The following is a 19,532-nucleotide window of genomic DNA, read 5'->3' as shown; positions in this document are numbered from 1 at the left end:
CCCACCTCCTTCGCTCCCTGTTTTGCTGGCCCCGCCCCCCCCCCCCCCCCCGCTGGCCCCCCCCCTTCGGGCGCCGCCCCCCACAGAGGGGGGTGTCTTGGCACCAGACATTGGCGGCGGGCGCAAGAGCCAATCGATGCGGCCTTCGATCCTGGCAGAACCCGGCAGCAGCCCGGCAATGGCAAGCGCCAGCGTGCTCTTGCCCGAACCGCTCTCGCCGATGATGGCAAAGCGCTCGCCGGCGGGAATGTCGAGGCTGACACTCTTTAGTGCCGTCACCTCGGAGCCATCGGGGCGATAGGTCACCGTCAGATTGCGGATCGAAAGCAGCGCCGTCACGACAGGCCCCTCCTCACCGCCGTCGTCTCGACGACGCCTTCGCCGGCGAGATACACACCTAGCACCGTGAGCACGAGTGCTATTCCCGGAACGATCGACAGGAACGGCGCGGTGCGCAGCACGGCACGGCCTTCGGCGATCATGCCGCCCCAGGTAACGCGGTTGGGGTCGCCGAGGCCGAGAAAGGACAATGCCGCTTCGGTGAGAATCGCCGCGGCGACGATCACCGACGACAATGCCAGTACCGGCGGCAATGCGTTGGGCAGCACCTCGCGAAAGGCGATCTCCAGCGGATGCATGCCGATGACGCGGGCGCCCGCTACAAAATCGCGCTCGCGGATCGACAGCACTTCGGCTCGCGCCACGCGTGCCGGTCCGGTCCAGGCGCCCAGTGCGATCGCCGCGACGACGACGCCGAGCGACGGCCCGACGATGCTGACGAAGGCCAAAGCCAGCAGAAAAGCTGGCACGGTCTGGAAAGCGTCGGTGATGCGCATCAGCACTTCGTCGATAAGGCCGCCGGCAAAGCCGGCCAGCGTGCCGATCACTGCGCCGACGGCAAGGGCGGCGGCGGCGGCCGCCAGGCCGACCGCCAGCGAGGTGCGGGCGCCGTGGAAAAGCTCGGCCAGCATGTCACGGCCGAGGCGGTCGGTGCCTAGTGGTAGCGACCAGTCCTGGAACGGCGGCAGCAATGCCGGCCCGGCAATGGCCTGCGGATCGCCGGGAAAGAACAAAGGTGCGGCAAGCGCCACGGCAAACAGCGCCGCCAGGATGACAATGCCGGCGATCGCTTCCGGCGTCCGGAGAAAACGGCGAAGCGGGTTCACGCGCCGGCCTCATTGGCTCCGACGCGCGGATCGAGGACGGCGTAGGCGATGTCGACGAGAAGGTTGATGATGACGACCAGAACGGCGCTGACGAGAATGATGCCGAGCAGCAACGGCGTGTCGCGTGCCGCCACCGCTTCCTGCGCCAATCGGCCAAGGCCTGGCACCGAAAAGACGCTTTCGATGACGACGCTGCCGCCCAGCATTTGCGCGGACTGCAGGCCAAGCATGGTGACCAGCGGCAACAGCGCGTTGCGGGCGACATGGGCGAGCACGACACGACGGCGGGAAAGTCCCCTGGCGCGAGCGGCGAGGACAAAATCCTGCCGCCAGACCTCGGCCATGCCGGCGCGCATCATGCGCAGATAGAGCGCGAGATAAATGAAGCCGAGCGCGGAGACCGGCAGGACGAGATGGCGGGCGATGTCGCCAGCGCGATCAAGGCCGGTCCTGGCCGAGGCGATGCTCTCGATGCCGCCGATCGGAAACCAGCGCAGGTCGACGGCAAAGACGATGATCAGCACCAGCCCGAGCCAGAAGCCCGGTATGGCATAGACCGCCAGCGAGCCGATTGACAGGAAGCGATCACGGACGCTGCCGGGTCTGGCGCCGGCATAGATGCCGAGCACCGAGCCGAGTCCGAAGGAGAGCGCGGCGGCGCTGCCCATCAACAGCAGCGTGTTGGGCAGGCGCTCGGTGATGACATCGCGGATCGGCCGCGAAAAGGTGACGGACTGGCCAAGGTCGAGATGCAGCAGCGCCCAAAGGTAATTGGCCAGCCGCGTCAGCTCAGATTGGTCGAGCCCCCAGCGGTGACGCAACAGCTCGATCATGCCGGCGTCGCCGCCGGTCGAGACGATGTAGGCATCGACCGCATCGCCGGGAGCGGCTTCGAGCAACAGGAAGGTGCCGATGACGACAATCAGCAACACGAAGATGCTGCCGACGAGGCGACGGCGAAGGAGGGTGAGGGCGCGGCTCATGGCGGCGCCGGGTGCTTGGCGCAGTGGCAATTAGGAGATGCGGTGTTTCTTCCCACCCCCCTCTGTCCTGCCGGACATCTCCCCCGCAAGGGGGGAGATCGGATGTCATTAGCGATTTCGCCAATCTTCAACGCAGCAGGCAAATAAGCCGACGTTGCGGCCAGCCAATCTCCCCCTTTGCGGGGGAGATGTCCGGCAGGACAGAGGGGGGTGTGAAGGAACTCGGTATTTGACCAAGTTTCCACACGGATTTCGGCGCGAATTTTCATCCGCCAGAATGTGTCACGATTCTAAATAGGTGTCCGCCCAGTTCGACACCGCCCAGCGCGGGGTGTTGGCGATGTTCTTGACCGTATCGCGGGCGACGCTGATGAAACTCCATTCGGCGACGTTGATCAGTGGCAGGTCGGCGGCAACTTTTCTCTGGAACTCCTTGTAGAGTTCGGTGCGGGCGGCGGTGTCAAGCGTCTCCGATGCCTTGGCGATCAGAGCGTCGAGATCGGCGTTCTTGTAGCCGCCCTGGTTGGAGAAAGGCACCCCGTCGGGAATGCCGCTCTGCACCAGGATGGTGGTCGAGATCGCCGGATCGCCGCGGAACACCGGCGGCCCGACCGCAAGGTCGAAGGCGTGGTCGGTGTAAACCGCCTTGATATGCGCGGCAGAGTCGTTGTTGACCAGCTGGGCGTCGATGCCGATGGCGGCGAGCGCCTGACGAAGATAGTCGCCGAACTGCTTGGTCTCGTTGAAATAGGGCGCCGGCAGCAGTTTCAGCGAAAAGCGCTTGCCATCATCGCCTCGGCTGTAGCCGGCCTCGTCGAGCAAGGCGTTGGCCTTGGCGACGTCGAAAGCATAGGTCGGCACGTCGGCGGTGTAGAATTGCGGGTCGTTTTTCGGCACCGGGCCAGTGGCGGTGGCGGCATAGCCGAGAAACACCGTCTTGACGACGAAATCCTTGTCGATAGCGTGAGCGATCGCCTGGCGCACTTTCAGGTCGGCCAGCGCCTTGCGGCGATGGTTGATCTCGACGACCAGTTGGTAAGTCAGCCCTTCGTATCCTTTGGTGATCACCTTGAGGCCGGGCACTTTGGAGATGCGGTCGAGATCGGCCAGGGGCACGGCGGAGAAGGCGGCGAGCTGGATCTCTTCGGCCTCGAGCGCGCTGGCCGCCGACGTGCGGTCCGGCAGCACCTGATAGATGATCTCATCGAGATAGGGCTCGTCCTTGCCCCAATAGTCGGTGTTCTTCTCCAGCCGGTAATATTCGCCGGGCTTGTATTCGGCAAATTTGAACGGTCCGGTGCCGACCGGGGCGTTGTTGGCCGGGTTGTCCTCGATCTTTCCGGTCTCGTAGATGTGCTTGGGCACCACGCTGCTCAGCGCCGGCAAGGCGTTGCGGATCAGCTGGAACGGGGTCGGCTTGGCGAATTTGAACACGGCGGTCGCCTCGTCCGGCGTGTCGACCGCCTCCAGATCCTTGAACACGGTGTGGCCGAGATTCTGCAGCGGTTTCCAGACCTGCAGCGCCGAGAAGGCGACATCGGCTGAGGTGAAGGGCTTCCCGTCATGCCATTTGACGTCCTCGCGCAGTTTGAACGTCACCGACAGGCCGTCGGCGGCGCCTTCCCAACTGAGCGCCAGCCGTGGCTCGAGCCCGTCCTTGCCGCCGAAGGAGGCCTCGGCCAAGGTTTCCACGATCTTGCTCGAGATGAAGAAGACGCCGTTCGAGGCGACAATCGCCGGATTGAGATTGCGCGGCTCGGAATCAGCGGCGACAACCAGTCGTCCGCCCTTTTTCGGCGTCTGCGCCCAGCCGATCGTCGGCATGGCGGTGGAGGCCAGCAGCAATGCCGAACCCGCAAGCATCGTACGCCTGGAAATGGTGAACTCTGGCATGATCGAACTCCGTCCTCTCCGCGACCCGGCCGGGTCCGCCGTACCCCTCGGACGCTCGTGAGCATCCTGCAAAGCTGATTATGGCCCTTGTCCGGGGTTTCGCCAGAGACGGAATTGGCGCATCCTCACGTGGCTTTGAAATTTCCGTCCGCTGGACCAGTTACAGGGAAGCGGTCCAATGCGCTGATCTGGCCGGACCAGATTAGACCATGCCGGTAGCGGAATGAGCTTTTGGCGCCCGCTCGACCCATTCTGGCTGGACCAGACCGGGCAAAATGATGCAGATTTGAGGGGAGCCAAGGCTCTAAACCAGAAAGGCCGGCGCCACGTGCGGTCGGTCATGGCACTTCAGGGAGAGAGACAATGAACGTTGCTCCGGGCAAGAATGTCGTCGGCAGCGTGCCGTTCGACCAGGCCAGGGTGGACGGGCTGATGGAGGAAGCCGGCATCGACGTGCTGCTCGCCACCTCCAAGCACAACACGCAATATCTGCTTGGCGGCTACAAGTTCATCTTCTTCGCCGCCATGGATGCGATCGGCCATAGCCGCTATCTGCCTGTCGTCGTCTACGAGAAAGGCGGGCCGGAGCATGCCGCCTATATCGGCAACCGCATGGAGGGCGGCGAGCACCAGAACCATCCGTTCTGGACGCCGACACTGCATGCCGCCTGCTGGGGCACGCTCGATGCCGCCAACCTGGCGGTCGAGCATTTGCGGAAGATCGGCAAGGGCAATGCCCGCATTGGCATCGAGCCCGCCTTCCTGCCGTCCGACGCCTATATGCTGATCCGCAACGCGCTGCCGGACGCCAAGCTGATCGACGCCACGCACATGCTGGAGCGCATGCGAGCAATCAAAACCGAAGCCGAGCTGGAGAAGCTGCGCATTGCTTCGGAGCTGATCACCGATTCCATGCTGGCGACCATCGGCTGGGCACGCGAAGGCACAACCAAGAGCGAGATCATCGAACAGCTCAGGCGCGAGGAGACCAATCGCGGCGCGCATTTCGAATATTGCCTGTTGACGCTAGGCTCCAGTCACAACCGCGCGGCCTCGCCGCAAACGTGGAAGAAGGGCGAGGTGATGTCGATCGATTCCGGCGGCAACTACCACGGCTATATCGGCGACCTTTGCCGCATGGGCGTGCTGGGTGAGCCTGACGCCGAACTCGAGGATCTGCTGGCCGAGATCGAGACGGTGCAGCAGGCGGCCTTCTCCAAGGTAAAGGCGGGCACGCTGGGCGGTGACATGATTTCTCATGCCGAAGGCGTGCTGAAGAAATCCAAGGTTGCGGCCTATACCGATTTCTTCGCGCATGGCATGGGGCTGATCACGCACGAAGCGCCGTTCCTGATGACCAACCATCCGGTGACCTATGAAGGCACCTATGCCGCAAAGCCGCTGGAGAAGAACATGGTGCTTTCGGTCGAGACGACCATGCTCCACCCGACGCGCGGCTTCATCAAGCTGGAGGACACGGTGGCGGTGACCGGCGCCGGTTACATTATGTTCGGCGATCGGGGTAGGGGCTGGAACAGGGGCGGGGCTTAGGCGCCGTCTATCTCAATTCCCACCTGACGGCAGCAGCCTGAAATCCGGCAGGTCGCGCAGTGCCAATTCCGGCCCGGCCGGCGAATAGACGACGAAAAGCTGCATCGGCGCGTCGCCGGTATTGAGCGTCGAATGGAAGCGGCTTTCCGGCACATAGATGGTGCAACCGGGGCCGACCTTCTCGACGACCGGATTGCCCTTCTCGTCTTCGACCATCTGCTCGCCATTGCCTGAGATGACGAAAATGATCTCCTCGGCACCCGGATGGTTATGACGCGTATGGCCCTTGCCCGACGGCAGGTCGACGACACCACCGGAAAAGCGCTTCGCGCCGTTCACTTCGGGAGCGACCGTCAGCGACAGCCTGCCCCAGTCGAAGCCGAAGGCGCTGACGTCTTTTGGGTATACGAACACCTTGCTGTTGTCGGTCATCGTCTCACCCCTTCTTCTACGCAGCGCCGAACGTGACGGCCTTGAAATCCGCCGTTTGCCTGGCGATCGAAGCTTCCGCCGGCAGCCGTTCCATCGAACTCGCGCCGTAGAAACCGTGCAGGCCCTTGCAGCGCTCGAGAATATATTTGGCGTCGTCCGGCATCGAGATCGGCCCGCCATGGCAAAGCAGGATGATATCCTCGCGCACTGAGCGTGCCGCTTCGGCAATGGCGTCGATCTCCTTCACACAATCGTCCAGCGATTTAGCCGAGGTCGCACCGATCGAACCGCCGGTGGTCACCCCCATATGGGCGACGACGATGTCGGCGCCGGCTTGTGTCATGGCGCGAGCCTCGTCTGGATTGAAGACGTAGGGCGTGGTCAACAGGTCGAGTTTGTGAGCCTCGGCGATCATGTCGACCTCGAGCCCGAAGCCCATGCCGGTTTCTTCAAAACTCTGCCGCATCTGGCCGTCGAACAGGCCGATGGTCGGAAAGTTCTGCACACCGGAAAAGCCCATCGTCTTCAACTCGGCCAAAAGCAGCGGCATGATGACGAAGGGATCGGTGCCGTTGACGCCGGCCAGCACCGGCGTCTTCTTCACTACCGGCAGCACTTCGTAGGCCATCTCCTTGACGATCTCGTTGGCGTTGCCATAGGCGAGCAGGCCGGCGGCCGAGCCGCGCCCGGCCATGCGGTAGCGGCCGGAATTGTAGATGATGATCAGGTCGATGCCGCCAGCTTCCTCTGCCTTGGCCGACAGGCCGGTGCCGGCACCGCCGCCGACGATCGGAACGCCGTCCGCGATCATCTTGCGGAATTTCTCCAGGATTTTCTTGCGCGGTATGGCGGCCATATCTTGGTGTCTCACTGTCTGGCGATGTCGAGGAAGGCCGTTGTGGCGGCCCAGGCGAATTCGGGGTCGTTGATATGCAGCGGCAGGCGCAGAACGCGCCGCGTTTTGGCGGGTTTGATGGTGCGCTCGATCGCCTCGAACAAAGCTGCATCGGCTTCAGGGTCGAAGAAGGCGCCGCCTTCGATGTCGAGCGCCGACACGCCTTTCTCCGGAATGAGGAAACGAACCGGACCCTGGCAGAGGCTCAGCCTTGTACCGATCCATTCGCCGATCATTCTGCTTTCGTCGGCGGTGGTGCGCATCAGTGTGACGTTTGGATTGTGCTCATAGAATAGCCGGCCGCGATAGCGTTCCGGAATTGTTGGCGGCGCCCAGAAATTGACCATGTCGAGCGCGCCGACCGAGCCGACATAAGGCAGCCCGGTGCGGGCGATGGCACCAAAGCGATCGTCCGTCGCCGGCAGCACGCCGCCAAACAGCAAGTCGCAGACTTCGGTCGTGGTGATGTCGATGACGCCGGACAACAAGCCGCTGTCGGCCAATTTTTCCATGGTGCGGCCGCCGGTTCCAGTGGCATGAAATACCATACAGTCATAAGTCGAACGAAGTTCGTCGGCGATGGCGGTCACGCACGGCGTGGTGACGCCGAACATGGTGAGGCCTATCGAGGGTCTGCCGTCGGCCGGCGGCGCCGGCTTTGCCGCCATGCCTGATATCGCCTGGGCGGCATTGTGGAGCACGACACGGGAAAGCCGGTTGAGGCCGGCCATGTCGGTCACCGACGGCATCATGACGATGTCGGAGACGTCGACATAAGGCGCGGTGTCGCCGGAGGCCAAGGTCGAAACCATGATCTTGGGCAGGCCGAGCGGCAGCGTGCGCATGCCTGTGGTGATGATCGAGGTGCCGCCGCCACCGCCGATGCCGATAATCCCGGCAATATCGCTACGCGATTGAACAAATCGGGCAAAGGCGGCAGCCATCGCCGCCACTGCGGTGCCGTGGTCGTCGACGCCGAGCACGGCATTGCGACCCTCTGAATGGTGGCTGGCGACCTCGTCTGCCGAAACATCGACCGGCACGGTCGCGCCGCGTGTTCCGATGTCGACACGGGCAATCGAAGCGCCGGTTGCGGCGACCGCATCGGCCAGAAAAGCGAGTTCCTCGCCCTTGGTGTCGGCGGTGCCCACCACATAGATGCGCTTCATCGCGTTTCCCCGGTCCTGGGCGTGTTCGACGCTGCCGCCCCTTTGCCCGGCCATTCGACGGCGCGAAGGGCCATTGCAATTTTTTGAGACGCGCGTATCGTATTGACATGAATGTCTCACGTCAACAAGCGGCAACGGACGACGATGCTGGCCAGGGGCCGAACCCGCGGGTAGAGCGCGGGGCCCGCGCGCGCACCAGGCGGCTGATGCTGGAGACGGCGACAAAGCTGATGCAGGCGGGCGCCACGCCGTCGGTCAGCGAGGTGGCGGAGGCGGCGGAAGTCTCACGCGCCACCGCCTATCGGTATTTTCCGAGCCAGGCGGCGCTGGTGCAGGCGGTGGTCGATGAGGGGCTCGGACCGATCCTTACCTGGAAATCGAGCTCTGCCGATCCCGAGCGCCGGGTGGCCGAGCTGTTCGAGACCGCCATGCCGCGCATCGAGGCCTTCGAAGCGACGTTCAAGGCGGCGCTGAAACTGTCGCTCGACCAGTGGGCGCAGCGACAGGCAGGCACGTTTGACGGCGAACCGGCGTTCACGCGCGGCCATCGCGTCGATCTTTTGAAAGATGCGATTGCGCCACTCAAAGGTCGGTTGCCGCCGCGCGAATTCAAGCGGCTCGCGCAGGCGCTGTCATTGATCTTCGGTGTTGAGATGCTGATCGTACTGAAGGATATATGGGGATTGGACAGCCGCAGTATGATGTCGGTCGCGCAATGGGCCGCCAGCGCGCTGGTACGCGCAGCTGTGACGGAATCGATGATTGAAGGAGATGGGATCGCACCGATGACAGCCGCTAGATGACGCCAATCTGGTTCGACCAGATTTGCACCCTGCCTACTCATACTATTGGCGATGCAGCGGCCGAGGCAAGGCCCCTCTGTATCAAGGAGTAGGAAAATTCAGGGAAAACAGGCAGATATCGCAGAAACCAACTTGTCTGCGTGTCCGCCGCCGTCCAAGAAAGGGCTTGACGTTCGTCTGAAATTGGTAATACCAGATCAGGACAAATAAAGCGGATCAAAGGGTGAAGGCTAATATCCGTTTCGGTCGAACGAGGAGGCTCAAAAACCGGAACGGTGCCGTCACGGGAGGACTACCAGGGCCGGCCTCGCCGCCGGCTCGCATGACGCGGTAGAATGCGCACAAGGGAGGAAATCATTATGCGCAAGACAATGACCAGCTTGCTTGCTGGTATCGGCTTAGTGCTAGCCTGCGGAACGTCCGTCTACGCGCAGGAAAAGGAACTTACAATCTTCTGGGCGGAATGGGATCCGGCCAATTACCTGCAGGAACTCGGCAACGAGTACGAGAAGGAAACCGGCGTCAAAATCACGGTGGAAACCACACCGTGGCCCGACTTCCAGACCAAAGCCTTCACCGAGTTCAACGCCCATGGCGACGCCTATGATATGGTCGTCGGCGACTCGCAATGGCTCGGTGCCGGCTCGACCGGTGGCCACTATGTCGACCTGACCGACTTCTTCAACAAGCACAAGGTCGGCGACGTGATGGCACCGGCGACGGTGAAGTACTACGCCGAATATCCGGGCGGCAGCAGCAAGTACTGGGCCATCCCGCTTGAAGGCGACGCTGTCGGCTGGTCCTACCGCAAGGACTGGTTCGAGGATCCGAAGGAAAAGGAAGCCTTCAAGGCCAAGTATGGCTACGATCTCGACGTGCCGAAGGATTTCAAGGCGCTGCGCGACATCGCCGAGTTCTTCTACCGGCCGGACCAGAAAAAATACGGCATCGCCATCTACACCGACAATTCCTATGACGCGATGGCGATGGGCTTCGAAAACGCGCTGTTCTCCTTTGGCGGCGAGCTGGGTGACTATAAGACCTACAAGGTCGATGGCTTCATCAACTCCGACAAGGCGATCGCGGCGCTCGACGCCTACAAGGAACTCTACAAGTTCACGCCTCCGGGCTGGGCCAAGTCGTTCTTCGTCGAGGACAACCAGGCGATCACTGAAAACCTGGCGGCGATGAGCATGAACTACTTCGCGTTCTTCCCCTCGCTGATCAACGAGGCGTCGAACCCGAACGCCAAGAACACCGGCTTCTTCGCCAATCCTCCCGGCCCGAACGGGGACCAGTTCGCCGCACTCGGCGGTCAGGGCATCTCCATCGTTTCCTACTCGCAGAAGCAGGAAGAGGCGACCAAGTTCCTGGAATGGTTCATCAAGGACGAGACCCAGAAGAAATGGGCAGCGCTTGGCGGCTACACCTGCAGTGCCGCCGTGCTCAAGTCGCCCGAATTCCAGAACGCCACGCCCTACAACAAGGCGTTCTACGAGACCATGTTCAAGGTCAAGGACTTCTGGGCGGTTCCGGAATATGCCGAACTGCTGCAGCAGCTCAACCAGCGCATCTACCCCTACATGATCGGCGGCGAAGGCACCGCCAAGGAGACGCTGGACGCACTGGCAGCCGACTGGAACGCGACCTTCAAGAAATACGGCCGCGGCCAATAAGTATGAAGCTTCACGGAGGGGGCGTTCGTGCCTCCTCCGTTTCTTTTTCTGATTCTTGAACCGGGAGCAGGGTCTTGGCGACCACGATGATCACCACGCTGGACGGGTCCTCGCGGGCCGCTGCTCGCGGTCTAAGCGACATTTCGATCCGCAATCTCTTCATCATCCCGACGATCCTGTTTCTGATCGTCTTCAACATCTTCCCGCTGATCTATTCGCTGGGCTATTCGTTCACCGATTTCCGCGCCTCGACCAGCGCGGCGGCGAATTTCGTCGGGCTGCAAAACTATCGCGACCTGCTCAGCGATCCCTATGTCTGGTCCAACTTCGCCATCACCGCAAAATACGTCATCATCTCGGTCGCCGGCCAGCTGCTCGTCGGCTTCGGCGTGGCCATGCTGCTCAACCGCGACATTCCGCTCAAGGGCCTGCTGACGACGCTCCTGTTGTTGCCGATGATGCTGTCTATGGCCGTCGTCGGCCTGTTCTGGAAACTGCTCTACGATCCGTCCTTCGGCATCATCAATTATGCGCTGGGCCTCGGCACCTTCGAATGGCTGTCGGATCCGAAAATGGCGCTCTATGCGGTCGCGCTGACCGATATCTGGATGTGGTCGCCCTTCGTCATGCTGTTGTCGCTGGCCGGCCTGTCGGCCGTGCCCAAGCATCTCTACGAGGCCGCCGCGATCGACAGGGCCGGGCCGTTCTACACCTTCTTCCGCATCACGCTGCCGCTGGTCGCGCCGATCCTGATGATCGCGGTCATCTTCCGCACCATGGAAGCGTTCAAGACCTTCGACCTCGCCTATATCCTGACCAGCCAGCCGACGGCGGAGCTGATCTCGATCCGGCTCTACAAGATGGCGTTCCAGGAATGGCAGACCGGGCGCTCCTGCGCGCTCGCCTACATCGTGTTGATCATGGTGCTGGCGATCACCAACATCTATGTCAAATACCTCAACAAGGTGAAGGAGCGCTGAGATGGCCGCAGTCCGCACTTCTTCCGAAATCACCTTCAACCGGGTCGCCATCGTCGCCGTCCTGCTGGTGACGATCATCTTCCTGGCGCCGATCTACTGGATAGCCTCGACGGCGTTCAAGCCGCGCAACCTCGCCACCACCATTCCGCCGACGGTGGTTTTCCAGCCGGAGATATCGCCCTTCGTCAAGTTGTTCACCAAGCGTTCGCAGCTGCGCAGCCCGCCATCACCGGAGGAGTACGCGGCTGCGCCGTGGTGGGAGCGCGTCGTCTTCAATGGCGGCGAAAAGATCGTGCGCGACGGCAAGGGCCAGGTGCAGTGGTCGGGCTATCCGAGCCGTTTCATGAACTCGCTGATCGTTGCCATAACCTCGACCGTCCTGGCCGTCGGCATGGGCACCTTCACCGCCTATGGGTTCTCGCGCTTCAAGGTGAAAGGCGAGGCGGACCTGCTGTTCTTCATCCTGTCGACGCGCATGCTGCCGCCGGTGGTCGTCGCCATTCCGATGTTCCTGATGTACCGGGCGGTCGGCCTCAACGATTCCCATGTCGGCCTGATCATCCTTTACACCGCCTTCAACCTGTCCTTCTCGGTGTGGCTGATGAAAGGCTTCATGGACGAGATCCCCAAGGAGTATGAGGAGGCGGCCCTCGTCGACGGCTATACGCGCATGGAGGCCTTCTTCAAGATCGTGCTGCCCGAGGCCGCCACCGGCATCGCCGCCACCGCCGTGTTCTGCTTTATCACGGCGTGGAACGAATATGCCTTCGCACTGATCATGACCAGCCGCCGTGCCCAGACGGCGCCGCCTTTCATTCCCAGCCAGGTCGGCGCCGGCCTGCCGGACTGGACGGTGATTGCCGCCGGAACCTTCCTGTTCCTGCTGCCGGTTGCGATCTTCACCTTCCTGCTCCGCAACCACCTCTTGCGCGGCATGTCCTTCGGAGCGATCCGCAAATGAGTTTTCGCGACATCAATCAGAAATATCTTGAACCGGGCAGCCAGGTGCTGATGGTGCTCGGCATCATCGCGCTCTGCCAGCCATGGCACATGCTGCTGCACAGCTACGGCGTGACCATCATCCTGATCGGCCTGATCGGCTTCAACATCACCTCCAAGATCGCGCCGGAGGAGAAGGCCGGCACCGGGCAAGGGGCAAACCCGGGGGCACAGCATTGACCCAGATCGAGCTTCGCGGCGTCCAGAAATATTTCGGCGCCGTCCAGGTCATCAAGGACCTCAACCTGAAGATCGACGATAACGAGTTCATCGTGCTGCTCGGCCAGTCGGGCTGCGGCAAGACGACGACGCTCAGGGCCGTTGCCGGACTGGAGACGATCGACGGCGGCGACATCCTCATCGACGGCAAGCCGGTCCAGCACCTCAAGGCCGCCGACCGCGACATCGCCATGGTCTTCCAATCGTTCTCGCTCTATCCGCATATGAGCGTCTACGAGAACATCGCCTTTCCACTGAGGGCGACGCGCAAGAGCAAGGCCGAGATCGACAGCGAGGTGCGCTCGGTCGCCAAGACGCTGCAGATCAGCGATCTCCTCGCCAAGAAACCGTCGGCCCTGTCCGGCGGCGACATGCAGCGCGTCGCGATCGGCCGAGCCTTGGTGCGGCGGCCGAAGGCGATGCTGATGGACGAGCCGATCGGCGCGCTCGATGCCAAGCTGCGCGAGGAGATGCGGGCCGAGATCAAGCGGCTGCACATCAAGCAGGGCTCGACCAGCATCTACGTCACTCACGACCAGATCGAGGCGATGAGCCTCGCCGACCGCATCGTCATCATGCATGAGGGCGTACTGCAGCAGGTCGGCTCGCCGGACGAGGTCTATTCGCATCCGGCGAATCTTTTCGTCGCGCAGTTTGTCGGCAGCCCGGTGATGAACGTCGCCGACGCTTCGGTGACCGAGAAAGCCTCGTCGGCCTCGGTCACGGTCGGCGATGCGGCCGCCGGCTTCGAATTCCCGCGCACCTTGCTGTCGAAGCTCAACGGCCATGCCGGCGGCCAGCTCGCGCTCGGCATCCGGCCGGAAGGCGTTCTCGTTCGCCGCGAAGCCGCCGAGGGGTTCTTGCCGGTGGAGACGCAGATCGTTGAGCCGCTCGGCTCCTTCGATATCGTCGACCTCAAGGTCGGCTCCAAGATGCTGCGTGCACGCACCAAGAGCGGCTTCATCGGCGGCCCCGGCGAAAGGGTCTTCGTTAGAATCGATCCCAGCCAGGCGCATTTCTTCGACACGGCGAGCGGCAAATCGCTGGGAGTGAGACTCTGATGGCCCACATCCAGCTCAAGAACATTTCGAAGAAATTCGGCAACCACACCGCTTTGACCGGGCTCGACCTCGACATCGCCGACGGCGAGTTCTTCGTCCTGCTCGGCGAGACCGGCGCCGGCAAGACGACGACGCTGCGCATGATTGCCGGCCTGGAAAAACCGAGCGAAGGCCAGGTCTTTATCGACGGCGTCGATGTCGCCGATTGGGGCGCGGCCGAGCGCGACGTGGCGCTGGTGCTGCAGCAATATTCGCTCTATCCGCGTTATACGGTGCGCGAAAACCTCGAATTTCCGCTGAAGCCGAAGATCCGCCGGTTGCCCGATGCCGAGATCAAGGATCGTGTCGACCGCGCTGCCAGGACACTGCGGATCGAGCATCTGCTCGACCGCAAGACCGACCGGCTTTCAGGCGGCGAGATGCAGCGCGTCTCGATCGGCCGCGCCATCGTGCGCAAGCCGCGGGTATTCCTGATGGACGAGCCGTTGTCGGCGCTCGACGCCAAATTGCGCGAGGCGCTGCGCACCGAATTGAAGAACCTGCAGATGCAGCTCGGCGCCACCTTCCTGTTCGTGACGCACGATCAGATCGAGGCGATGTCGATGGGTGACAAGGTCGGCGTGCTCAACCATGGCCGCATCGTCCAGACCGGCACGCCGTACGAGATCTACAATAATCCGCGCGACACCTACGTGGCGAGCTTCGTCGGCTCGCCGCCGATGAATCTCATCGACGGCAAGCTTGTTAACGGGCGTGCGGTGATGGCACCGCTGAATTTCGAATTGCCGTTTGCGGGGGGTGCCAAGACTTCGGGGGGTGCCAAGTCGGGCGCGGCGACCGACGGTCGCCCGCTCGTCTTCGGTATTCGTCCCGAGGACGTCTATCTCGAGACCGGCGCGCCGGTCGAGGCGCGGGTCCATGACGTCGAGAACCATGGCGTCGAGAAGATCCTGACGCTGCGGGTCGGCGACGCCATGCTGCGCGCCACTGTGCCGGCCAGGACCGACGTGCAGATAGAGCAGCCGGTGCGCTTTGCCTGGAACCCGGACAAGGTGGTGCTGTTCGATAAGGGCAGCGGAATAAGCCTGCGTCACGCCGGCTAAGTACAAGCCTCTTTACTGCAGCTAGAGCGGGATGCGTTCAAATTGACCGTGCATCCCGCTCTAGCTATCTATTTTAGTCGCATTTGTGCGACGCCGTGTGATTCCACTTGGCTGCGAAATGCTCGAGTCTTCCCGTCATCCCCCGTACGGGGGATGCGGATGCTCCGATTTGTCGAATAGGCTGATCCTTTGGTCCCAAACGGGCTTTGCACGCCCAATTTGGAGACCCAAAACGGAGGGTTGGCTATGGGAAATCTGTTACGCAGCTTTGCGACGATCCTGCTTGTCGCGGGTATGGGATTGTCGGCGGTGCATCTGAGCGAGGCGCAGGCAGCCAAGAAAGTTGTCGCCGGTGCGAAGGTCGACGCCAAGAAGATCAAGGATCTCAACGGCACGGTCAATCTGTCCACCAGTGACTGCAAGCTGTTGTTGAGCGGCACCGTTGTCGAAGTCTCGGATGGCAGGTGCGGGGCTTCCGGCAAATATTGCAAGAGCAGCGCCGGCTCGGCCTGCATCACCGAGCAATAACCCGGCCAACGTTTAGCCGGCCTGGCGGATCTCCGCCTGTTCCTCGGCCCGGAAATGGCTGGGCGGCGATCCGATTACCCGCTTGAAGGCGCGGCTGAAGGAGGCGTCGGATTCGTAGCCGAGGCGCGCCGCGACGACGGAAATCTTGAGCCGGTCGCGGACCAGCCATTGCCGCGCCTGGTGCATCCGTACCTGCGTGACGTACTTTGCCGGTGTTTCGCCGACAATGGTTGCGAAGCGCTCGGCGAAACCTGATCGCGAGGCGCCCATCATCTTCGCCAGAGCGTCCACCGTCCAGTCGCGGCTCGGTTCCAGATGGATCGCGGCCAGCACCCGGCCGATCTCGCGGTCCCTCACCGCCGCGATCCATCCGGAAGAGTCGCCGCAGCCGCGCTCGACCCATGAGCGGATGACGGTCGCGGCGAGCACATCGGCCAGCCGCGCCAGGATGCCGCCGGAGCCGACGCGCTCCATCGTCACCTCGCGGGCCATCGCCTCCAGCAAATGCGGGATACCTGGCTCATAGGCTTCCAACTCATGCGCGCGCATCACGTCCGGCATCATGCCGAGCAAGGGGTGCAAGCCATCGAGATTGAAATACATGCTGCCGAAAAACAGCAAGGTGCCCGGACGGCAGCCGGGCACGCCGTCGTTCGACATGCAATAGACACCCTTGCAGATCTCCTCGACCTCATAGCCGTGGATCGGCGCCGCCTCGATACCCGGCTCGCTCGCCAGCGTGTGGGCTGAACCGCGCGGCAACAACACCGCGTCGCCCGCCTTGAGCTCGACCCAGTCGCCGGACGGCTGCAGCAACCAGCAGCCTTTGCTACCGATGAAATGAAACCGTGCCGCCGCCTGAGCCGGAAAATGGATGCCCCAGGGTTCCTTCATCTCGCAACGGCCGTAATCGACGCCTTCGAGGCGCAATCCGCGCAATATGTCTGTCAGCGGATCACCGGTGACAGGGATTTTGGACGAACGGTCAAGCATAATGGTGTTTCTAGCATGGAAACTCCGGACAGTCACTCCCTATGTTGCACTGCAGCCAGATGCTGCGCTGCAACCAGATCGGAGATCCCTCATGACCAAACCCGCGACAGGCGTCATGGACGCCGTTCTCGACCTGACGGAAACCGGCGAACGATCCGAGCCCGCATGGGGGGCGGTGGTCTCCTTGGCGCTCGGAGTCTTCGGCCTGGTGACCGCGGAATTTCTGCCTGCCAGCCTGCTGACGCCGCTTGCGCAGGATCTCGGCATCACCGAAGGCGCCGCCGGGCAGGCGGTAACGGCCACCGCCGTCATTGGCGCGATTGCGGCGCCGACAATGGCCATTGTCACCAAGCGGCTGGACCGCAGGCTGGTCATGTGGGCGCTGACGGTGCTGCTTGTGCTGTCAAATCTGGTAGCCGCGTTTGCGTCGTCGCTTCCCGTTCTTCTGATCGCCCGTATCATGCTTGGCATTAGTCTCGGTGGCTTCTGGTCGATGTCAGCAGCCATGGCGATGCGGCTCGTTCCGATGCGGCTGATGCCGCGCGCCATGTCGATCATCCTCACCGGCGTTTCGGTGGCGACGGTCTGTGCGGCTCCGGTCGGCGCCTATGTCGGCGACATCTGGGGATGGCGGACGGCCTTCATGATCGCCGCCGTGGTCGGCGCGCTAGCGCTGCTCGTGCAGGTGGCTACCATTCCGAAGCTGCCGCCGGCAGGTACGGCAGGTTTTCGCACGCTGCTGGAGGTGATGAAGCGGCCGATGATCAGGGTGGCACTGCTGGTGGTGCTGCTGGTCGCCTCGGGACACTTTGCCGGCTTCACCTATGTCCGCCCGTTTCTCGAGAAGGTGCCCGCGCTGGACATCGAGACGATCTCGCTTGTGCTGCTCGCCTACGGCATTGGTGGCTTCTTCGGCAATTTTGCCGGCGGCTTCATGGCGGAACGCAGCCTCAAGGCAGCCGTCAGCCTGGCGCCTCTGCTGATCGCGTTTTCGGCGCTCCTGCTGCTGGTGGTCGGAGGCTCACCCGTCGTGGCTGCAATAGCGGTGGCCAGCTGGGGCTTTGCCTTCGGCGCCGTCCCAGTCGGGCTGCAGACCTGGCTGGTGCGAGCCGCCCCCGATCAGGCGGAAAGCGCCGGCGGGCTGATGGTCATGACGTTCCAGGTCGCCATCGCGTTGGGCGCCGTCTTCGGCGGCCTGCTGGTCGACAATACCGGCGTTGCCAGCGCCTTCGCCTATTGCGCGGCGGCGACGTTGCTTGCGGCATTGGCGGCGTTCTTCCTTGGCCCCAAGCCGATCGACGACCCCAATTCCTAAACGGAACGGCCGTCGAAGTCGAAGACCGGCACGGCGGCGACGTCCAACGCCTCGATGCAATGAACGTTGATATAGGCACTTCGCCCGCTCCCTTCGCCGACATCCTCGGCGAAGGGGTGAATGCCGCAGCTGCGGCAGAAGCGGTGGGCGATGACATGGTTGCCGAAGCTGTAGCGGCCGAGATCATCGCCCCAGGCAAGCACCCGCATGCTCTCATGCGGCACTGCCCATAGCAGTGCACCCTTGCGCGAGCAGATCGAGCAATTGCACCGTACGGCTCCGGTCAGCTCGCCTTCGACCTCGAACGCGACCTTGCCGCAGTGGCAGCTGCCTTCGTAGAGCATCGGGCCTTCCTCCTTCGGTTCGACAGGTGCAAACCTGACCGTGCCGGGCTATGTCTCCTGCGGCCAGTTTGTGGCTGCTACATTAAGACGTTGCAAGCGTGCGGAGTCCGACACCGAAAATGCAATCAGCCCGTGATCGCCTCGAAACAATTGTTTCGCGTCTTGCTGCTCGCGTGGGCGATGAGAGCGTTTTCGTAAAGCTCTATCCTGAAGCAGCACGGGCGGCGGCCGACGCCGCCGATGCGCGGCGAAAAGCCGGCGTCACGCTCGGCCGCTCGATGGGGCTATCGTCTCGATCAAGGATCTGTTCGATGTCGCTGGCGAGCCGACCACGGCGGGCTCGCTGCTGCTCGCCACCGCAGCGCCGGCCCTGCGGGATGCCATTGTCGTGCGACGGCTGCGCCAGGCCGGTGCGGTCATCCTCGGCAAGACCAACATGACCGAGTTCGCCTTTACCGCGATCGGCGTCAACCCACATTACGGCACGCCCGGCAATGCAAGTGATGCCAGCCGTATTCCGGGCGGCTCGTCCTCAGGCGCCGCGGTTTCGGTCGGCGAAGGCACCAGCGAAATCTCCATCGGTTCCGATACCGGCGGATCGGTGCGCATTCCGGCATCGTTGAATGGCGTCGTCGGTTTCAAGCCGACGGCGCGGCGCGTGCCGCTCGCGGGTGCGTTTCCGCTGTCGGCCACGCTGGACTCGATCGGTCCGCTAGCCCCCACCGTCGCCGAATGTGCGGCGGGCGATGCGGTGATGGCGGGCGAAAACCTGGCGGCACTGTTGCCGCTTCCGCTGGACGGCCTGCGCATCGGTATTCCGCGCGGCGTGCTGTTCGATGATACGGAGGAAGAGGTCGCGACAACGTTCGACCGGTGCCTTGGCAAGATGGAGCTTAGCGGCGCACGGCTTGTGGAGCTGTCGATCGACGACCTGCTTGCCGATCTGCGCGCGGCAACCAAACGCGCCTCGATCGCGGCAATGGAAGGGGCGGAGATCCATGCCGACTGGCTGGCGACGGGAGCGACGATGCCGGTCGACCCGCGGGTAAGCGGGCCATTGTCGCGCGCCGCCGCCATTCCGGCCACGGTCTATATCAGAGCAATGCGCCGTCGCGCAGCACTTGCCGCCGCGATGGATGACCGGCTGGCGTCGGTCGACGCGCTGGCCCTGCCGACCACGCCGAGGACCGCGCCGACGATCGTCTCGATGATCGGCGACGAGGCCCTGTGCGACAGGACGGAAGGCCTTCTGCTGCGCAACACGCAGGTCGCCAACCAGTTCGATCTTTCAGCCATCTCGCTGCCGATGCCGGGAATGTCGCATCCGGCCGGGCTGATGCTGGTGGCGCGCAATGGCCATGACCACCACCTGCTGCGGATCGCCGCTGCGGTCGAGGCACTGCTTGCAAATTGATCCGATAG

General features: G+C 62.9%; 19 protein-coding genes and 1 pseudogene. 11 read left to right on the top strand and 9 right to left on the bottom strand.

Annotated elements, in window-relative coordinates:
* The 4 genes from NKH43_RS29060 to NKH43_RS29045 all read right to left on the bottom strand — a co-directional run.
* The coding region (locus tag NKH43_RS29060) for an ATP-binding cassette domain-containing protein (RefSeq protein ID WP_352861027.1) at positions 1-339 on the bottom strand (339 nt) is incomplete at its 3' end.
* Complete coding sequence (locus tag NKH43_RS29055) at positions 336-1,166, bottom strand: ABC transporter permease (protein WP_023722306.1); 831 nt, start codon at positions 1,164-1,166, stop codon at positions 336-338. The genes NKH43_RS29060 and NKH43_RS29055, both read right to left, overlap by 4 nt.
* Positions 1,163-2,149 (bottom strand): ABC transporter permease, encoded by a 987-nt coding sequence (locus NKH43_RS29050; RefSeq protein WP_352861025.1) that lies wholly within the window; start codon positions 2,147-2,149, stop codon positions 1,163-1,165. The genes NKH43_RS29055 and NKH43_RS29050 overlap by 4 nt, the downstream gene beginning before the upstream one ends.
* 282 nt (positions 2,150-2,431) lie before the next feature.
* Positions 2,432-4,042, bottom strand: a complete 1,611-nt coding sequence (locus tag NKH43_RS29045) for an ABC transporter substrate-binding protein (RefSeq protein ID WP_352861024.1) — start codon at positions 4,040-4,042, stop codon at positions 2,432-2,434.
* A gap of 363 nt (positions 4,043-4,405) precedes the next feature.
* Here NKH43_RS29045 and NKH43_RS29040 point away from each other — a divergent pair, with 363 nt between their 5' ends.
* Positions 4,406-5,593: a M24 family metallopeptidase gene (locus NKH43_RS29040; protein ID WP_352484965.1), complete on the top strand. Its 1,188-nt coding sequence runs from the start codon at positions 4,406-4,408 to the stop codon at positions 5,591-5,593.
* 12 nt (positions 5,594-5,605) lie between these two features.
* Here NKH43_RS29040 and NKH43_RS29035 read toward each other — a convergent pair whose 3' ends face one another.
* Genes NKH43_RS29035 through NKH43_RS29025 form a run of 3 tightly spaced genes read right to left on the bottom strand, consistent with a single transcriptional unit; the run spans position 5,606 to position 8,089 of the window.
* Positions 5,606-6,025, bottom strand: a complete 420-nt coding sequence (locus NKH43_RS29035; RefSeq protein ID WP_023722310.1) for a cupin domain-containing protein — start codon at positions 6,023-6,025, stop codon at positions 5,606-5,608.
* Positions 6,026-6,041: 16 nt separating this feature from the next.
* Positions 6,042-6,881 carry a phosphoenolpyruvate hydrolase family protein gene (locus tag NKH43_RS29030; protein ID WP_352484966.1) on the bottom strand — a complete coding sequence of 280 codons (840 nt, stop codon included), beginning with the start codon at positions 6,879-6,881 and terminating at the stop codon, positions 6,042-6,044.
* An 11-nt stretch (positions 6,882-6,892) separates the two neighbouring features.
* Positions 6,893-8,089 carry a Tm-1-like ATP-binding domain-containing protein gene (locus NKH43_RS29025; protein WP_023722312.1) on the bottom strand — a complete coding sequence of 399 codons (1,197 nt, stop codon included), beginning with the start codon at positions 8,087-8,089 and terminating at the stop codon, positions 6,893-6,895.
* Between the two features lie 107 nt (positions 8,090-8,196).
* Here NKH43_RS29025 and NKH43_RS29020 point away from each other — a divergent pair, with 107 nt between their 5' ends.
* From NKH43_RS29020 to NKH43_RS28985, 8 genes are all read left to right on the top strand, one after another.
* Entirely contained in the window at positions 8,197-8,892 is a 696-nt protein-coding gene (locus tag NKH43_RS29020; RefSeq protein WP_023722313.1) for a TetR/AcrR family transcriptional regulator, read from the top strand.
* A 359-nt stretch (positions 8,893-9,251) separates the two neighbouring features.
* Entirely contained in the window at positions 9,252-10,568 is a 1,317-nt protein-coding gene (locus NKH43_RS29015) for an ABC transporter substrate-binding protein (RefSeq protein WP_023722314.1), read from the top strand.
* Positions 10,569-10,642: 74 nt separating this feature from the next.
* The gene (locus tag NKH43_RS29010) at positions 10,643-11,548 is read left to right on the top strand and encodes a carbohydrate ABC transporter permease (protein ID WP_352858374.1); all 906 of its coding nucleotides are present in this window, start codon (positions 10,643-10,645) and stop codon (positions 11,546-11,548) included.
* Position 11,549: 1 nt separating this feature from the next.
* Complete coding sequence (locus NKH43_RS29005; RefSeq protein WP_023722316.1) at positions 11,550-12,509, top strand: carbohydrate ABC transporter permease; 960 nt, start codon at positions 11,550-11,552, stop codon at positions 12,507-12,509.
* Positions 12,506-12,727: a hypothetical protein gene (locus NKH43_RS29000; protein ID WP_023722317.1), complete on the top strand. Its 222-nt coding sequence runs from the start codon at positions 12,506-12,508 to the stop codon at positions 12,725-12,727. The genes NKH43_RS29005 and NKH43_RS29000 overlap by 4 nt, the downstream gene beginning before the upstream one ends.
* Entirely contained in the window at positions 12,724-13,827 is a 1,104-nt protein-coding gene (locus tag NKH43_RS28995; RefSeq protein WP_352484972.1) for an ABC transporter ATP-binding protein, read from the top strand. Before NKH43_RS29000 ends, NKH43_RS28995 begins: the two co-directional genes overlap by 4 nt.
* Positions 13,827-14,930, top strand: a complete 1,104-nt coding sequence (locus NKH43_RS28990) for an ABC transporter ATP-binding protein (RefSeq protein WP_352861021.1) — start codon at positions 13,827-13,829, stop codon at positions 14,928-14,930. The genes NKH43_RS28995 and NKH43_RS28990 overlap by 1 nt, the downstream gene beginning before the upstream one ends.
* A 246-nt stretch (positions 14,931-15,176) precedes the next feature.
* Entirely contained in the window at positions 15,177-15,458 is a 282-nt protein-coding gene (locus tag NKH43_RS28985; RefSeq protein ID WP_352483638.1) for a hypothetical protein, read from the top strand.
* A 12-nt stretch (positions 15,459-15,470) separates the two neighbouring features.
* On the opposite strand, the gene NKH43_RS28980 is transcribed toward NKH43_RS28985, so the two are convergent.
* Positions 15,471-16,451: an AraC family transcriptional regulator gene (locus tag NKH43_RS28980; protein WP_352861019.1), complete on the bottom strand. Its 981-nt coding sequence runs from the start codon at positions 16,449-16,451 to the stop codon at positions 15,471-15,473.
* Positions 16,452-16,542: 91 nt separating this feature from the next.
* Between NKH43_RS28980 and NKH43_RS28975 the strand changes: the two genes are divergently transcribed.
* A complete protein-coding gene (locus NKH43_RS28975; protein ID WP_352861018.1) occupies positions 16,543-17,766 on the top strand; it encodes an MFS transporter in 1,224 nt (407 codons plus the stop codon).
* Here NKH43_RS28975 and NKH43_RS28970 read toward each other — a convergent pair.
* On the bottom strand, positions 17,763-18,110 hold the full coding sequence (locus tag NKH43_RS28970; RefSeq protein ID WP_352861016.1) for a GFA family protein: 348 nt from the start codon (positions 18,108-18,110) through the stop codon (positions 17,763-17,765). The genes NKH43_RS28975 and NKH43_RS28970 overlap by 4 nt on opposite strands.
* 119 nt (positions 18,111-18,229) lie before the next feature.
* Here NKH43_RS28970 and NKH43_RS28965 point away from each other — a divergent pair.
* A pseudogene (locus NKH43_RS28965) lies at positions 18,230-19,524 on the top strand (amidase).
* Positions 19,525-19,532: the final 8 nt, after the last annotated feature.

The sequence above is a fragment of the Mesorhizobium sp. M1163 genome (assembly GCF_040318415.1).
Taxonomy (GTDB): domain Bacteria; phylum Pseudomonadota; class Alphaproteobacteria; order Rhizobiales; family Rhizobiaceae; genus Mesorhizobium.
This window is presented reverse-complemented; position numbering and strand designations above follow the sequence as displayed.

What these genes read in the sequence shown, in the direction of transcription:
- NKH43_RS28970 (WP_352861016.1), bottom strand. Translation starts at nt 18,110, where the DNA reads ATGCTCTACGAAGGCAGCTGCCACTGCGGCAAGGTCGCGTTCGAGGTC.
- NKH43_RS29000 (WP_023722317.1), top strand. Translation starts at nt 12,506, where the DNA reads ATGAGTTTTCGCGACATCAATCAGAAATATCTTGAACCGGGCAGCCAG.
- NKH43_RS29050 (WP_352861025.1), bottom strand. Translation starts at nt 2,149, where the DNA reads ATGAGCCGCGCCCTCACCCTCCTTCGCCGTCGCCTCGTCGGCAGCATC.
- NKH43_RS28990 (WP_352861021.1), top strand. Translation starts at nt 13,827, where the DNA reads ATGGCCCACATCCAGCTCAAGAACATTTCGAAGAAATTCGGCAACCAC.
- NKH43_RS29025 (WP_023722312.1), bottom strand. Translation starts at nt 8,089, where the DNA reads ATGAAGCGCATCTATGTGGTGGGCACCGCCGACACCAAGGGCGAGGAA.
- NKH43_RS28975 (WP_352861018.1), top strand. Translation starts at nt 16,543, where the DNA reads ATGACCAAACCCGCGACAGGCGTCATGGACGCCGTTCTCGACCTGACG.
- NKH43_RS29030 (WP_352484966.1), bottom strand. Translation starts at nt 6,881, where the DNA reads ATGGCCGCCATACCGCGCAAGAAAATCCTGGAGAAATTCCGCAAGATG.
- NKH43_RS29015 (WP_023722314.1), top strand. Translation starts at nt 9,252, where the DNA reads ATGCGCAAGACAATGACCAGCTTGCTTGCTGGTATCGGCTTAGTGCTA.
- NKH43_RS29045 (WP_352861024.1), bottom strand. Translation starts at nt 4,042, where the DNA reads ATGCCAGAGTTCACCATTTCCAGGCGTACGATGCTTGCGGGTTCGGCA.
- NKH43_RS28980 (WP_352861019.1), bottom strand. Translation starts at nt 16,451, where the DNA reads ATGCTTGACCGTTCGTCCAAAATCCCTGTCACCGGTGATCCGCTGACA.
- NKH43_RS29040 (WP_352484965.1), top strand. Translation starts at nt 4,406, where the DNA reads ATGAACGTTGCTCCGGGCAAGAATGTCGTCGGCAGCGTGCCGTTCGAC.
- NKH43_RS29020 (WP_023722313.1), top strand. Translation starts at nt 8,197, where the DNA reads ATGAATGTCTCACGTCAACAAGCGGCAACGGACGACGATGCTGGCCAG.
- NKH43_RS28985 (WP_352483638.1), top strand. Translation starts at nt 15,177, where the DNA reads ATGGGAAATCTGTTACGCAGCTTTGCGACGATCCTGCTTGTCGCGGGT.
- NKH43_RS29035 (WP_023722310.1), bottom strand. Translation starts at nt 6,025, where the DNA reads ATGACCGACAACAGCAAGGTGTTCGTATACCCAAAAGACGTCAGCGCC.
- NKH43_RS29005 (WP_023722316.1), top strand. Translation starts at nt 11,550, where the DNA reads ATGGCCGCAGTCCGCACTTCTTCCGAAATCACCTTCAACCGGGTCGCC.